The sequence below is a fragment of the Escherichia albertii genome (genome assembly GCF_028622335.1).
Classification (GTDB): Bacteria; Pseudomonadota; Gammaproteobacteria; order Enterobacterales; family Enterobacteriaceae; genus Escherichia; species Escherichia albertii.
This window is the reverse complement of record NZ_CP117568.1, coordinates 4432715-4448089: the sequence shown is the minus strand read 5'-3', so window position 1 is coordinate 4448089 and position 15375 is coordinate 4432715. Positions and strand designations below refer to the sequence as shown.

16 protein-coding genes are annotated in these 15375 nt (G+C 50.5%); 2 read left to right on the top strand and 14 right to left on the bottom strand.

All coding sequences use genetic code 11. The features are described 5' to 3' along the window. Position 1: 1 nt before the first annotated feature. The 5 genes from sucA to sdhC form a co-directional block, all read right to left on the bottom strand. Entirely contained in the window at positions 2-2803 is a 2802-nt protein-coding gene (gene sucA / locus PS053_RS21400) for a 2-oxoglutarate dehydrogenase E1 component (RefSeq protein ID WP_001181485.1), read from the bottom strand. A gap of 455 nt (positions 2804-3258) precedes the next feature. Then, positions 3259-3975 (bottom strand): succinate dehydrogenase iron-sulfur subunit SdhB, encoded by a 717-nt coding sequence (gene sdhB, locus PS053_RS21395; protein ID WP_001235263.1) that lies wholly within the window; start codon positions 3973-3975, stop codon positions 3259-3261. A gap of 15 nt (positions 3976-3990) precedes the next feature. Then, positions 3991-5757 carry a succinate dehydrogenase flavoprotein subunit gene (sdhA, locus tag PS053_RS21390; protein ID WP_000775547.1) on the bottom strand — a complete coding sequence of 589 codons (1767 nt, stop codon included), beginning with the start codon at positions 5755-5757 and terminating at the stop codon, positions 3991-3993. Continuing rightward, a complete protein-coding gene (sdhD, locus tag PS053_RS21385; RefSeq protein ID WP_054412709.1) occupies positions 5757-6104 on the bottom strand; it encodes a succinate dehydrogenase membrane anchor subunit in 348 nt (115 codons plus the stop codon). The genes sdhA and sdhD overlap by 1 nt, the downstream gene beginning before the upstream one ends. Beyond that, positions 6098-6502, bottom strand: a complete 405-nt coding sequence (sdhC, locus tag PS053_RS21380; protein ID WP_000263355.1) for a succinate dehydrogenase cytochrome b556 subunit — start codon at positions 6500-6502, stop codon at positions 6098-6100. The genes sdhD and sdhC overlap by 7 nt, the downstream gene beginning before the upstream one ends. 381 nt (positions 6503-6883) lie before the next feature. Between sdhC and PS053_RS21375 the strand changes: the two genes are divergently transcribed. Then, on the top strand, positions 6884-6991 hold the full coding sequence (locus PS053_RS21375) for a hypothetical protein (RefSeq protein WP_123057725.1): 108 nt from the start codon (positions 6884-6886) through the stop codon (positions 6989-6991). A gap of 205 nt (positions 6992-7196) precedes the next feature. Next, the gene (gene gltA / locus PS053_RS21370) at positions 7197-8480 is read left to right on the top strand and encodes a citrate synthase (RefSeq protein WP_000785819.1); all 1284 of its coding nucleotides are present in this window, start codon (positions 7197-7199) and stop codon (positions 8478-8480) included. A gap of 45 nt (positions 8481-8525) precedes the next feature. On the opposite strand, the gene PS053_RS21365 is transcribed toward gltA, so the two are convergent. Genes PS053_RS21365 through PS053_RS21330 form a run of 9 tightly spaced genes read right to left on the bottom strand, consistent with a single transcriptional unit; the run spans position 8526 to position 15341 of the window. Continuing rightward, positions 8526-9836 carry a TRAP transporter large permease gene (locus PS053_RS21365; RefSeq protein WP_054412714.1) on the bottom strand — a complete coding sequence of 437 codons (1311 nt, stop codon included), beginning with the start codon at positions 9834-9836 and terminating at the stop codon, positions 8526-8528. Next, complete coding sequence (locus PS053_RS21360; protein WP_054412727.1) at positions 9836-10297, bottom strand: TRAP transporter small permease; 462 nt, start codon at positions 10295-10297, stop codon at positions 9836-9838. Before PS053_RS21360 ends, PS053_RS21365 begins: the two co-directional genes overlap by 1 nt. A 59-nt stretch (positions 10298-10356) precedes the next feature. After that, positions 10357-11325, bottom strand: a complete 969-nt coding sequence (locus tag PS053_RS21355) for a C4-dicarboxylate TRAP transporter substrate-binding protein (RefSeq protein WP_044714287.1) — start codon at positions 11323-11325, stop codon at positions 10357-10359. Between the two features lie 27 nt (positions 11326-11352). Beyond that, positions 11353-12141 carry a hypothetical protein gene (locus PS053_RS21350; RefSeq protein WP_337960445.1) on the bottom strand — a complete coding sequence of 263 codons (789 nt, stop codon included), beginning with the start codon at positions 12139-12141 and terminating at the stop codon, positions 11353-11355. After that, on the bottom strand, positions 12066-12536 hold the full coding sequence (locus tag PS053_RS23095; protein ID WP_337960444.1) for a UxaA family hydrolase: 471 nt from the start codon (positions 12534-12536) through the stop codon (positions 12066-12068). Before PS053_RS23095 ends, PS053_RS21350 begins: the two co-directional genes overlap by 76 nt. Then, positions 12536-12847, bottom strand: a complete 312-nt coding sequence (locus tag PS053_RS21345) for a UxaA family hydrolase (RefSeq protein WP_054412717.1) — start codon at positions 12845-12847, stop codon at positions 12536-12538. Before PS053_RS21345 ends, PS053_RS23095 begins: the two co-directional genes overlap by 1 nt. Positions 12848-12861: 14 nt before the next feature. Continuing rightward, on the bottom strand, positions 12862-13617 hold the full coding sequence (locus tag PS053_RS21340; RefSeq protein ID WP_256879094.1) for an SDR family NAD(P)-dependent oxidoreductase: 756 nt from the start codon (positions 13615-13617) through the stop codon (positions 12862-12864). Between the two features lie 11 nt (positions 13618-13628). Then, positions 13629-14642 carry a zinc-binding alcohol dehydrogenase family protein gene (locus tag PS053_RS21335; protein ID WP_000646086.1) on the bottom strand — a complete coding sequence of 338 codons (1014 nt, stop codon included), beginning with the start codon at positions 14640-14642 and terminating at the stop codon, positions 13629-13631. 12 nt (positions 14643-14654) lie between these two features. Next, complete coding sequence (locus PS053_RS21330; RefSeq protein ID WP_044713556.1) at positions 14655-15341, bottom strand: RraA family protein; 687 nt, start codon at positions 15339-15341, stop codon at positions 14655-14657. Positions 15342-15375: the final 34 nt, after the last annotated feature.

The following is a 15375-nucleotide window of genomic DNA, read 5'->3' as shown; positions in this document are numbered from 1 at the left end:
TTTATTCGACGTTCAGCGCGTCATTAACCAGATCTTGTTGCTGTTTCTGGTGAACGGACATATACCCTACCGCCGGAGAGGCGGAGGCCGGGCGGCCTGCATAACGCAGAGAAGCCCCAAACGGAATCACTTCACGGAAATGATGCTGGCTGCAGTACCATGCGCCCTGGTTGAGCGGCTCTTCCTGGCACCAGACAAAATCCTTGACGTGAGCAAACTGCTGCAACACTTCCTGCATCGCTTTATGCGGGAACGGGTAGAGTTGCTCGATACGCACAATGGCGACATCGTGTTGATTGTTCTTACGGCGTTGTTCCAGCAGATCGTAATAAACCTTACCAGAACACATCACTACGCGCTTCACGCCCTTCGGATCAAGCTCGTCGATTTCACCGATGGCTGGCAGGAAGGTGCCGTTCGCCAGCTCTTCGAGACTGGAGACCGCCAGCGGATGACGCAGCAGCGATTTCGGCGACATCACGACCAGCGGACGACGCATCCCGCGCAGCGCCTGACGACGCAGCATGTGGTAAACCTGTGCCGGAGTAGACGGTACGCAAACCTGCATGTTTTGCTCGGCGCAAAGTTGCAGATAACGTTCCAGACGCGCGGAGGAGTGCTCCGGCCCCTGCCCTTCATACCCGTGCGGCAGCAGCATTACCAGACCACACATCCGACCCCATTTCTGTTCACCAGAAGAAATGAACTGGTCGATAACCACCTGCGCACCGTTGGCGAAGTCACCGAACTGCGCTTCCCAGATAGTCAGGGTACGTGGTTCTGCGGTGGCATAACCGTATTCAAACGCCAGTACCGCTTCTTCAGACAGTACGGAGTCCCAGACACGGAACGCCCCCTGGCCGTTATGGATATGTTGCAGCGGCGTGTAAGTGGAACCGTTAGACTGGTTGTGGATCACCGCGTGACGGTGGAAGAATGTTCCGCGCCCGGAGTCTTCACCTGACAGCCGAACCGGGATACCTTCATCAACCAGCGTGGCGTAAGCAAGGTTTTCCGCACCACCCCAGTCGAACAGTTTCTCACCGGCTGCCATCGCCTGACGGTCACCATAAATCTTGGCAACACGAGACTGCATTTCAATCGCTTCCGGTATCGTGCTGATGCGTTTAGCCAGCTCCTGCAGGCGCTTCATCTCAACTTTGTTCGGGTACTCTTCGTCCCATTCATGGTTGAGGTACGGCGACCAGGTGAAAGAGTGCATGTTCATCGGACGCCACTCGGCAACCACGCAATCGCCAGCATCCAGCGCATCACGGTACAGGTTAACCATCTCGGTGGCATCTTCCAGCGTCGCCACTTTTTCCTGTTCCAGCTTATCAGCGTAAATTTTGCGCGGCGTCGGATGTTTTTTGATTTTCTGATACATCAGCGGCTGGGTTGCGCTCGGCTCGTCGGCTTCGTTGTGGCCATGACGGCGGTAGCACACCAGGTCGATGAAGACATCACGTTTAAAGGTGTTACGGAAATCGAGCGCCAGACGGGTCACAAAGGCAACGGCTTCAGGATCATCCGCGTTAACGTGGAAAATCGGCGCCTGTACCATCTTGCCGATATCCGTACAGTACGGTGTTGAACGGGCATCCAGCGGGTTAGAGGTGGTGAAACCAACCTGGTTGTTGATAACGATACGTACCGTACCGCCAACTTCATAACCACGCGCTTTCGACATGTTCAGGGTTTCCTGAACCACGCCCTGTCCGGTGACTGCGGCATCACCGTGGATGGTGATTGGCAGCACTTTGTTGCTGCTCGGCTCATCGAGTCTGTCCAGACGAGCACGAACAGAACCGATAACGACCGGGCTGACAATCTCAAGGTGAGACGGGTTAAACGCCAGCGCCAGGTGCACCAGGCCGCCATCAGTCTGGAAGTCAGACGAGAAGCCCATGTGGTATTTCACGTCGCCCGTGCCGAGGTGTTCTTTATGCTTACCAGCAAACTCGTCGAACAAGTCTTGCGGTTTTTTACCCAGCACGTTCACCAGCACGTTCAGACGACCACGGTGCGCCATCCCAAGAACGACTTCACGGGTACCACTGTTGCCCGCGTGGCGGATCATCTCTTTGAGCATCGGGATCAACGCGTCACCACCTTCCAGCGAGAAGCGTTTTGCACCAGGGAATTTTGCACCGAGGTAACGTTCAAGGCCTTCGGCAGCGGTCAGTTCACTTAAGAAGCGTTTTTTCTCTTCGCTGCTGAAAGTCGCACGACCAGACTCGATACGCTGTTGGATCCAGCGTTTTTCTTCGGTGCTGGTAATGTGCATGTACTCGGCGCCAATCGGGCCGCAGTAGGTTTGCTTGAGGGCTTCCAGCAGTTCGCCGAGTTTCATCGTTTCTTTGCCGCTGGCAAATGAACCGACGTTGAAGGTTTCCTGGAAGTCTGCTTCGGTCAGATCGTGGAAAGACGGATCCAGATCGGCCACTTTATCTTGCTGCCACAGTCCCAGCGGATCGAGATTCGCATGCTGGTGACCACGGAAGCGGTATGCGTTAATGAGCTGCAGGACTTTAACCTGCTTCACATTGGTGTCAGGGTCGGAGATCGTTGAAGAGTAACGTGAAGCGTCTTTCGCCAGGCGGCGGAAATATTCACGCGTTTGAGAGTGGAATTGATCCGGTTTGACTCCCGTACCAGGTAACTGCTGGAACGTCGAACGCCAGTTAGCGTCAACCGAGTCAGGATCGGTTAAGAAGTCTTCATAGAGCTGTTCTATCCAGCTCTGGTTTGCGCCAGAGAGGTAAGAAGAGTCCAACCAGGCTTTCAAAGCGCTGTTCTGCATCGTGATCCCTTAAGCATCTTTTTTATGCTTACTTCGCCGTGGATACTACCACGCACATTTCACATCAGATGTGCGTGCCGGGGTTCACTTGTTGCGGACTTGTCGTGTTTTCTGCGTCCGCTAAGGAACCTTTAAAAACTGTCTTAGTGTCAGGGGCAGTTTTTAAAGATTTCCTGCAATTCTTTTGTAGGCCGGATGAGGCATTTACGCCGCATCCGGCTCTGGTTGCCTGATGCGACGCTTGCGCGTCTTATCAGGCCTACGGTTTCTGCATTCCTTTTGCAGGCCGGATGAGGCATTTACGCCGCATCCGGCGCTGGTTGCCTGATGCGACGCTTGCGCGTCTTATCAGGCCTACGGTTTCTGCATTCCTTTTGCAGGCCGGATAAGGCGTTCACGCCGTATCCGGCTCTGGTTGCCTGATGCGACGCTTGCGCGTCTTATCAGGACTGGGTTTACGCATTGCGCTGCAATAACATCGACTTGATATGACCGATGGCGCGCGTCGGGTTCAGCCCCTTCGGACAGACACTGACGCAGTTCATGATGCTGTGACAGCGGAATACACTGAATGCATCGCTCAAACCGTCGAGGCGACTGTCAGTCTCGGTATCACGGCTATCGATAAGGAAACGATATGCCGCTAACAAGCCTGCCGGGCCGATAAACTTATCGGGATTCCACCAGAAAGACGGACAAGAGGTTGAACAACATGCGCAGAGAATACATTCATACAGCCCATCGAGTTTTTCGCGCTGCTCTGGCATCTGCAAATGCTCGCGAGCTGGTGGATTTTGTCCATTATTCAACAAGTAAGGCTTAATTTTCTCATATTGCGCATAGAATTGTCCCATGTCTACCACCAAATCGCGGATCACCGGTAAACCTGGCAGCGGGCGAATCACAATTTTCTTGCCCGGCTGGTTAAGTGCCGAAATCGGGGTAATACAGGCCAGACCATTCTTGCCGTTCATGTTCAGACCATCGGAACCGCACACACCTTCACGGCAGGAGCGGCGGAACGACAGGCTGGGATCTTTCTCTTTCAGCTGGATAAGCGCATCCAGCAGCATCATGTCGCGACCTTCTTCCGCCTCCAGGGTGTAATCCTGCATACGCGGAGCATCATCAACATCCGGGTTATAGCGATAAATTGAAAACTCGAGTCTCATTTTCCTGTCTCCGCATTAATAAGTACGAATCTTCGGCGGGAATGCCGGGCGCAGTTTCGGTTCCATGTTGACGCTTCGGCGCGTCATGGACTCCGACTCAGGCAGATACAGGGAGTGGCAGAGCCAGTTTTCATCATCGCGATCCGGGAAGTCGAAGCGGCTATGCGCGCCACGGCTTTCGGTACGGAAGTTGGCAGAAACAGCCGTTGCATACGCCGTTTCCATCAGGTTATCCAGTTCCAGGCACTCAACGCGCTGGGTGTTGAACTCGCTGGAAGTGTCATCCAGACGGGCATTTTTCAGACGCTCGCGGATAACTTTCAACTGCTCAAGCCCTTTCGCCATCGCATCACCTTCACGGAAGACCGAGAAGTTATGCTGCATACATTCTTGCAGTGCTTTGCGAATCGCCACCGGATCTTCACCGTTACGGTTGTTGTTCCAGCGATTCAGACGCTCAAGAGACGCTTCTACATCAGACTCGCTGGCATCACGCAGTGCGCCCTGCTCGGCGATGGATTCTTGCAGATGCAGACCGGCCGCACGACCGAATACCACCAGGTCCAGCAGTGAGTTACCGCCCAGACGGTTGGCGCCGTGGACCGATACGCAGGCAATTTCACCTACCGCGAACAGCCCCGGAACAACCACATCTTCGCCTTTCTCGTTCACCGTCAGCGCCTGACCGGTCACTTTGGTCGGAATACCGCCCATCATGTAGTGACAGGTTGGGATAACCGGAATCGGTTCTTTCACCGGATCAACGTGAGCGAAGGTACGGGAGAGTTCAAGGATGCCCGGCAGACGGGATTCGAGAACTTCTTTACCCAGGTGGTCGAGTTTCAGTTTTGCGTGTGGCCCCCACGGACCATCACAGCCGCGACCTTCGCGGATTTCGATCATGATGGAACGCGCCACCACGTCACGGCCCGCCAGGTCTTTGGCGTTCGGCGCGTAACGCTCCATAAAGCGTTCACCATGTTTGTTGAGCAGATAGCCGCCTTCACCACGACAACCTTCTGTTACCAGTACGCCTGCACCTGCAATGCCGGTCGGGTGGAACTGCCACATTTCCATATCCTGCACCGGTACGCCTGCACGGATAGCCATGCCGACACCGTCGCCGGTGTTAATGTGGGCATTGGTGGTGGACTGATAAATACGCCCTGCCCCGCCAGTTGCCAGCACAGTCGCGCGGGCTTTGAAGTAAACCACTTCGCCAGTTTCAATACACAGTGCGGTACAACCGACCACTGCGCCATCCTGGTTTTTCACCAGATCCAGCGCATACCACTCGGAGAAAATAGTGGTGTGGTTTTTCAGATTCTGTTGATAAAGCGTGTGCAACAGTGCATGACCGGTACGGTCAGCCGCTGCCGCAGTACGTGCCGCCTGCTCGCCACCGAAGTTTTTCGACTGACCGCCAAACGGACGTTGATAAATACGACCATCATCAAGGCGCGAGAACGGCAGGCCCATGTGTTCCAGCTCCAGAATCGCTTCCGGCCCGGTTTTACACATATATTCAATCGCGTCCTGGTCACCAATATAGTCCGACCCTTTCACGGTGTCGTACATATGCCATTCCCAGTTATCTTCGTGGGTATTACCCAGCGCAACGGTAATACCGCCCTGCGCTGATACGGTATGGGAACGGGTCGGGAAGACTTTAGAGAGCAGCGCACAGGTCTGCCCGCTCTGGGAAATTTGCAGCGCCGCGCGCATACCTGCGCCGCCGGCACCAATCACAACGGCATCAAATTCTCTGACTGGCAATTTCATCACACACCCCACACCACAACGAATCCATAAATCACGTAAACCCCCAGTGCAACGACAATCACCAGTTGCAGCATCAGGCGTAAGGCCAGCGGTTTAACGTAGTCGGTCAACACCTGCCACATGCCAATCCAGGCATGAATCAAGATGGAGAACAGCGCCAGCAGGGTGAACACTTTGGTGAACGCAGAGGCGAAGAAACCGATCCAGACGTCATATGTCAGTTCGCCACTGGTAGCGAAAAAACTGATCATATAGATGATGTAAAGCGTCAGGACGATAGCAGTAGCGCGAACGAGGATGAAATCATGTACGCCATTGCGTCCTAATGCGGAGGCGTTGCTTACCATACGAGGACTCCTGCGAGAAGTGAAAGCACGACAGTGATAACAAAGGAGATTTTGGCGGAGCGTTTACCCGCTTCGAATGTTTCTTCCAGATAGCCAAAATCCATCATCATGTGGCGAATACCTACGACGACGTGATATGCCAGAGCGGTAAGGATGCCCCACATGATAAATTTGACGAAAAAGCTGCCCATAATGGCGGAAGCTTGTTCGAAACCTTCAGGAGAAGAGAGGCTGGTCCCCAGAAGCCACAGCAGGATGCCCACTGCAACAAAGGTGATCACACCGGAAACGCGATGGAGAATGGACGCTATCGCCGTGACGGGGAACCGGATGGTCTGTAGGTCCAGATTAACAGGTCTTTGTTTTTTCACATTTCTTATCATGAATAACGCCCACATGCTGTTCTTATTATTCCCAGGGGACTACGGGCACAGAGGATAACTTTCTGTTACCAGGAGACGTCGGGGATTTCCTTCCTCCGGTCTGCTTGCGGGTCAGACAGCGTCCTTTCTATAACTGCGCGTCATGCAAAACACTGCTTCCAGATGCGAAAACGACACGTTACAACGCTGGGTGGCTCGGGATTGCAGGGTATTCCGGAGACCTGGCGGCAGTATAGGCTGTTCACAAAATCATTACAATTAACCTACATATAGTTTGTCTGGTTTTATCTGAAACAGTGATCTGAGTCACGATAACAACATTTATTTAATTTTCAATCATCTGATTTGACAATTATTCAACAAAGTTGTTACAAACATCATCAGGAAAAGCATATAATGCGTAAAAGTTATGGAGTCAGTATTTCACTTAAGATTAACTTATGTAACAGTGTAGAAGCATTGACCAATTCATTCGGGACAGTTATTAGTGATAAACAAGTTTAATAATTCGGATTGCTAAGTACTTGATTCGCCGTTTATTCGTCATCAATGAATCCTTTACCTGCAAGCGCCCAGAGCTCTGTACCCTGGTTTTCTCCTCTCTCACAGTGCGGCGAGCCAAATAACAAACGGGTAAAGCCAGGTTGATGTGCGAAGGCAAATTTAAGTTCCGGCAGTCTTACGCAATAAGGCGCTAAGGAGACCTTAAATGGCTGATACAAAAGCAAAACTCGCCCTCAACGGGGACGCGGCTGTTGAACTGGATGTGCTGAAAGGCACGCTGGGTCAAGATGTTATTGATATCCGTACTCTCGGTTCAAAAGGTGTGTTCACCTTTGACCCTGGTTTCACTTCAACCGCATCCTGCGAATCAAAAATTACTTTTATTGATGGTGATGAAGGTATTTTGCTGCATCGCGGCTTCCCCATCGATCAGCTGGCGACCGATTCTAACTACCTGGAAGTTTGTTACATCCTGTTGAATGGTGAAAAGCCGACTCAGGAACAGTATGACGAGTTCAAAACAACGGTGACCCGCCATACCATGATCCACGAACAGATTACCCGTCTGTTCCACGCTTTCCGTCGAGACTCGCACCCGATGGCGGTGATGTGCGGAATTACTGGCGCACTGGCGGCGTTCTATCACGACTCGCTGGACGTAAACAATCCACGCCACCGTGAAATCGCCGCCTTCCGTCTGCTGTCGAAAATGCCGACCATGGCAGCGATGTGTTACAAATATTCTATCGGCCAGCCGTTCGTTTATCCGCGTAATGACCTCTCCTACGCCGGAAACTTCCTGCACATGATGTTCTCTACACCATGTGAACCGTATGAAGTCAATCCAATTCTGGAACGCGCGATGGACCGCATTCTGATCCTGCACGCTGACCACGAACAAAACGCGTCTACCTCAACCGTGCGTACCGCTGGCTCTTCTGGCGCGAACCCGTTTGCCTGTATCGCCGCAGGTATTGCTTCGCTGTGGGGGCCCGCTCATGGCGGCGCTAACGAAGCAGCCCTGAAAATGCTGGAAGAAATTAGTTCGGTTGCTCATATTCCAGAATTTGTTCGTCGTGCGAAAGACAAGAATGACTCTTTCCGTCTGATGGGCTTCGGTCACCGTGTATATAAAAACTACGACCCGCGTGCCACCGTGATGCGTGAGACCTGTCACGAAGTACTGAAAGAGCTGGGTACGAAAGATGACCTGCTGGAAGTGGCTATGGAGCTGGAAAACATCGCCCTGAATGACCCGTACTTTATCGAGAAGAAACTCTATCCAAACGTCGACTTCTACTCCGGTATCATCCTGAAAGCGATGGGTATTCCGTCTTCGATGTTCACCGTTATCTTCGCTATGGCGCGTACCGTTGGCTGGATCGCTCACTGGAGCGAAATGCACAGCGAAGGAATGAAAATCGCCCGTCCGCGTCAGTTGTACACCGGCTACACACAGCGCGACTTTAAGTCGGATATTAAGAAGTAAAAATGATTCTCCCAAACCCTGCGTATTCACGCAGGGTTTTTATTTCTACACCAACAGTAACGATATTGCCGGAATATAGGTAATTACCAACAGCAGTAAAATCAGACTTATCAGTAATGGCACCGCTTCACGCATAAATTGCCCTACAGAAACCTGTACCGTATTACACACCAGCAACATCACCGTTCCAACAGGTGGCGATAATGTTCCTAACGATAAGTTGAGAATCATGATGATGCCAAAATGTACTGGATCAATGCCAAAGTGTGCCACCACAGGCTTGAGCAACGGTACTAATATCAGCAGGATGGCACTGCCCTCAAGAAACATGCCAAGCACCAGCAGTAATATATTAATAATCAATAAAAAGACGTATTTATTATCGGTCAGGGAGGTCACAAACCCGGCAACCGTTACACCTGCGCGCTCCAGAGAAAATATCCAGCCCAGTGCCGCACTCGCCATGATAATTAACATCACCGATGCTGTGGATCGCGCCGTCTCAGATAACGCAGTAAATACATGGCTAATTTTCAGTTCGCGATAAATCACAAAACCAATAAACATAACCAATAATACCGCCACTGCCCCGGCTTCCGTCGGCGTGAAAATATTTGCCCGAATGCCGCCGATAACCGCAACAATCAGAAATAATGCAGGCCACGCCTGTACTAACGCCACTGACACTTCTTTTGGTTTTGGCCAGTGTTCGCTGGAAGGTTTTAAACCACGACGAATCGCCACCAGCCATACGGTTACAATCAACATAGCAGAACACAACAGACCCGGCAGGATCCCGGCCATAAACATGGAACCAATAGAAACATCCGCCACCAGTCCATACAGGATCAGCGCAATACCCGGAGGAATAATCGGCGTTATCAGCGAACCACAGGCCGTTATCGCTGCAGCAAAGCCGCGGGAATAGCCTTTTTGTTCCATCTCCGGCACCATCATGCGCGAGAGCATAGCTGCATCGGCCAGATTAGAGGCGCTGACGCCGCCCATCATGGTGCTGACCAGAATATTTGCGCCCCCCAGTCCGCCGCGCATTCTGCCAATCAACACGTTGGCGATTTGTAAAATACGCGCGGCAATACCGGTATAGCTCATTAAGGTGCCTAATAAGATAAAAAATGGGATTGCCAGCAGCGACGGCGTTTGCGTTGTGGCAATTAATCGCTGGATTGCAACCATCAGCGGCACATTTGAATAACAGAGGAAATAAACCAGAATGCCGCAAAACATCGCCAGCCATACCGGCATATTGATAAATAAACAGATGAACATAAGCGGAATGATCATCAACCAATTATCCAGCCAGCTTCCCGCCAGTAATTCATGCAATACGCTCATTATTCACCTTCCTTGTGTGGCGTTTTCTTTATCAGACGTAAAGTGGTAAAACAAGCAATACCAATAGCGCCAATCGTGACGGCTATATCAATCCAGAACCAGGATATTTTTAATATTTGTGTGGTTTTAAACGCTGTCCCGGCAGCTAACTTCCACGCCGACCAGGCCATAATAATCAATAAAAGAATAGATATCAGTGAGACAAATAGTGTTAATACGCGTTGCCTGCGTTGTGTCAGCGCATCAGCTAAAAAGGGAATCGACAAATGAGTATTATCTCGCTCGGCAACAACAGCACCAAACATTACCACCCAAATCATTAATAAACCTGAAAATTCCTCTGTCCACTGTAATGGCATATTAAAGCAGTAGCGCATTATTACTGCAGCAATAGTTATTATCACCAATAAAAAGAGCGTTAATACCGCAGCAACTTCGACCATTTTCCCTAAAAGACGCATAAACACCTCGGCTCTTAATAGTCGGTGCCGAAACACCGACCTGTCCTTATACCGTGAAGCTATTTCAGTTGTTGCTGAATAGTGTCATAGAGTCCTGGTGTCCATTCTGGAAATTGCTGATATACCTTAAGCGCTTTTTCTCTGAAAGGCGCTACGTCAGGATAAATAATTTCCACACCTTGTTTCTGCATAGCTTTCAACATTGCCGCATCCTGCTCAGCAGTGATTTTCTGGCTATAAAGACCGGCGTCATACGCTGTTTTATGAATAATCTCTAACTGTGTTGGCGTCAACGTGCTGAAAAACGCCTCACCGCCTAACCACAATGATGTATTAGTTAAATAATTCACCATCGACAGATATTTCGCCTGTTCGTGTAGTTTTTGCCCATACAACACCGAAACCGGATTTTCCACACCGTCAATCATCCCCTGAGTCAAAGCCGGATAAACATCCCCCAACGGCATTGGCGTTGGTGTCGCACCCATTGCCTCAATAGCTTTAATCTGCATGACGTTATTCGGCACGCGAATCTTCATTCCTTTCAGATCTTCAGGTGTACGAATCGGTTTTTTAGCAATGATCTGTCGGGTACCGTACAGATAGTTACTCATGACAATATGCACACCTTTTTCCCGCAGTTTCTGTTCTTTTTGTTTAAACCAGTCACTGGCATAAATCGCAAACAGTTTCTGCGGATCGTCAGTTAAATAAGGCCCGAATAATATCCCCAGATCCGCATCATAATCAGTCAGAAAACCGACATCACTAATAGTGATAATATTCATCCCCATCAGTGCCTGTTCAGTAATATCCTGTTTAGAACCTAACTGTGAGCTGGGATAAAGCTCAAAAACAATATCTCCATTACTCTCCTTCTTCACCAGGTCTGCCCAGTATTTTACTACTGTATCCGCAGGTTCTCCGGGGTTACTTTCATAGGCGACTTTAATGGTAACCGGTGCAGCGTATAGCTGCGGACTGAATAAAGCGAAAAGAAATAAAAATGGTACCAGTAATTTTTTCATTGTTATTACCTGTATGAGCTTTATCGATTAACGGGGATCTGCCCGACAGACTGCGCTTGTACTGTAATCAAATGCTTTATATGTTAAAACAAACTCCTGATGCTCCAGCCGTTCTGCGGCGCAATGTTGGCCGTTTGCAACACTTTCAATCGCCTGCATAATATCGTCTGCAATATTGTCGAGTGTTGCACCTTCGCTAATTACACGTCCGGCATTAACGTCCATATCGTCAGATAAATGTTCCCACGTCTGCGGGTTATTACACACTTTAATAATCGGTGCGATAACAGAACCAATAACCGAACCACGTCCGGTTGTAAATAAAACCAGATGGCAACCAGAGGCGATTAATTCCAGTGCTTCAGAGGAATCATTAATATTCGGATATCCAAAACGCGGTTCTCCGTCGGGTACAACGTCCATTAACCAAAGTCCAGGAAATGGCGCTTGTTGTGTCGGTAAAATAACACCCGCAATATGACCATCACCGGATTTTGTATAAGCACCGAGGGATTTTTCTTCCTGCGTAGTTAAGCCGCCTTCAGCATTGCCATTGGAAAAACTCCCCAGTCCCATCAGACTGTAATAACGTTCTGCTTTTGTCATTGCCGCTTCGATAGCGTCCCGTGCCTGCGCACTGCCCGCACGCGACATCATATGCCGCTCGCAGCCAAGCAGCTCACCACTTTCTTCGAAAATGCAGGTTGCCCCTTTCTCCAGCAGACGGTTAAAGACACGCCCTACAGCCGGATTGCCCGTGATACCACTGGTGCCATCAGACCCCCCGCAAATAGTGCCCTCCAGTTCAATGCACAACGCGGTGTATGCGCTAACTGCTCCAGCATTTCAGTGACTCGTTGTTTACCCAGCGTAATGGTGTTGCTAGTCCCTTTATTTTCCTGAATGACCAACGTATGGCACGGTCGCCCACTCTCCATGATTTCCTGCTCCAGGCGGCGGCGATCAAAATTCTCACACCCCAGAGAGATCAGCAGCACCCCACCCACATTGCTATGAGTCGCTAAATTTTTAACCAACCGATAGCCGTAATCGCTGGGATAACAGCCAGAAAAACCAAAATACTGCACATCGTGACAAGAAAACGCTCTGGCAATCTCTTTAGCAACATGGCTGGCGCACTCCACCATAAAGATCACCTGCACTGTATTACGGATACCCGGTTGGCCACTTTGCCGTACATAACCTTCCATTATGTTTTTTCCTCTGACTGATATCCGGCATCATCATGATGAAAGATAGCAATGACATTGCTGGTGAGGTTATGGGAATGCACATGTTCACCTATGGCGATATCACGGGTAGCGTGTCCGATAACAGCACCATATTTCACAATTGAATCACCGTGTTTCACCACCTCACAGGCCAGCTTGTGACCCAAAGTTGCGCCATTGCTCGCCACCATTTCGCCATCGTCCCACCAGACGATATCGCCGCAGGCGATATCATTCAGCGCAACCACGCAGTTGTCACTGGCATGAAGTTTTAACGCTCGTTTGCGCATAATTTCTCCGTCAATCAGAAGCCAATCAATGCGCCGCCATCAACCACCAGCACCTGGCCACTGACAAACGCTGCCGCATCTGATGCCAGATAAACGGCTGCCCAGCCAATATCTTCTGGCTTACCGAATTTTTTCATCGGTGTCCGACCAAGAATTTTGTTGCGGCGTTCATCATCACCTTCAATGGCTTTACGCAGCATCGGCGTATCGATCCAGCCTGGCGCAATACCGTTGACGCGAATCCCATGAACGGCAAGTTCAGTGGTCATACCGCGAATCATGCCAAGATAGGCTGATTTTGCTGCACTGTAGCCGGTAACCAGCGGTTGCCCAAGAAACGAGGTCATAGAGGCAGTAAACAGAACACAACCGTGGCCACGTTGTTTCATATGCGGTACAAGGGCTTTAGTTAACGCAAATGCGCCAACTACGTGAACATCAAGCACAGATTCAAAATCACTGACGCTCATTTCTTCAATCGGCTTTTTGCAGTGATTCCCTGCGTTATTAACAAGAATATCGATAGCTCCGTGTTCATTAATAAGCGCATCCACTTTTGCCTGCGTGGTTGCGGTCTCTCTCACATCCATCTCGACCCAGCTCGCATTTATCCCCAGCGTCTGTGCCGTCAAACAGGCCAGTTCTGCATTCATGTCCGCAATAATCACCTTCGCACCGCTGACAAGCATGCATTTCGCCATCGCCAGCCCAAGCCCACTTGCTGCCCCTGTAATCAAAGCCGTTTTGTTTTGTAATGAAAAAGCATTCATGCCGTCGTTCCTTAAAGGTCAATGAGGATTTTGGTATACGCACCGGGATCATTTGCCCAGTCACTGAAAGCACGACCGGCCTGATCCAACGGATAGTGAGCGCTGACCAGCTTTTCTACCGGATAACGACCTGATTCCATTAACGCCAGCACAGCGCGAAAATCAGCCACGGTGGCATTTCGGGAACCACGGATATCCAGTTCTTTCATCAGGAAGGTTGCACTCTGATAACTCACTGGTTTTTTGGCATAACCGACATAAACCACCCGTCCACTAAAAGCAGCCAGATCAACGGATTGCTCAATGGTTTGCTGGTTTCCCACCGCCTCAATGACCACGTCCGGGCCACGCTCATCATTTAGTTGCGCCAGTTCCGCGACAACATCGCTTTGCTGCGAATTAAGAAACCGCCTTGCACCACATGCCAGGGCAATGTTTTGTTTACGATCGTCGATATCAATCGCTATCACTCGCGCGCCCATTGCAGATGCCGCAGCTATCGCCCCAAGGCCAATGACCCCGCAACCGATAACAGCCACCCACTCACCCACATTAATTTGTGCGCGTCTGGCGGCGTGTAATCCCACAGCCAGCGGTTCCACCAACGCTAACTCATCGACAGTTAAGGCATTACAGACAATGACTTTATGTGCTGGCATTGTTAGTTGTTGTGCCATTCCCCCCTGACGTTGCACGCCAAGCGTTTGATTATTTTTACAAGCATTGGGACGACCATTCAGACAGGAACTGCACACACCACATTCCGTGCATGGAAGCACAACCACCCGGTCCCCCGGCTTGATTGCCCCCGCCAGATCGCCAGTTGCCAGTACCGTGCCGCCAATTTCATGTCCGGGTATACAGGGGTACTTAACCAGCGGATTTAGTCCTCGCCAGGTATTAAGATCCGAGCCGCATAGTCCAACACGCTCAACATTGAGTAACACTTCGCCTTTACCGCAGACAGGTTCGGCGATATCCACAAATCGCGTCTGACTTCCCTGCTCAATGGTTAATGCCTTCATTCGTTGCTCTCCTTACATTACGCCGAAGGTTTCAAAGGCCTGTACCGTACTCATACCGCCGCTGATGGCTTTGCGAACTGCGCTTTCGGTGGTCACTTTTTCCAGCGCCAGAGTGATGACTTCCTTCTCAACACTCTGAGGAATGATCAGTAAGCCATCGCGATCGCCAAACACGATATCGCCCGGATTAACCTGTACACCGTGAAATTCAATCGGCACGTTAAAATCAATAACTTTCCCCCGCGGACCTTGATCCTGCGCGTAGGTGCCATGACAAAAGGTGGGAAAATGGAGTTCAATAATTTCAGCAGAGTCGCGGGCATAACCATCAAGCACCGCGCCAGCTGCTTTCAGGTGCATGGCACGGGTAGACATCAGTCCGCCCCACAGGGCATAACGCAATGAACTGCCAGTAGTGATGTAAACATCGTTCTCTTTGAGGGCATCAAGCGCTTCAAACATGATACCGAACGGTTTTTCACCAATCGCTGTCTTACCTGACGAAGATTTGGTTTCATACACATCTGATTCCAGAACCGGCATCGCCCGGCCTGCCACCACCATATTGACTTCCAGCGGCTTGATCGCTGGCGAAACAAACTGATGCATATACCCCAGCGTATCGAGAATATCGCCAACTACGGCAGTGAACAGACGAGTTCTCATTAACGTAAAAAGTTCGTTATCACTCTTCCACATGACTTCCTATCCTGTAATCCTGTTTAACAGGTTT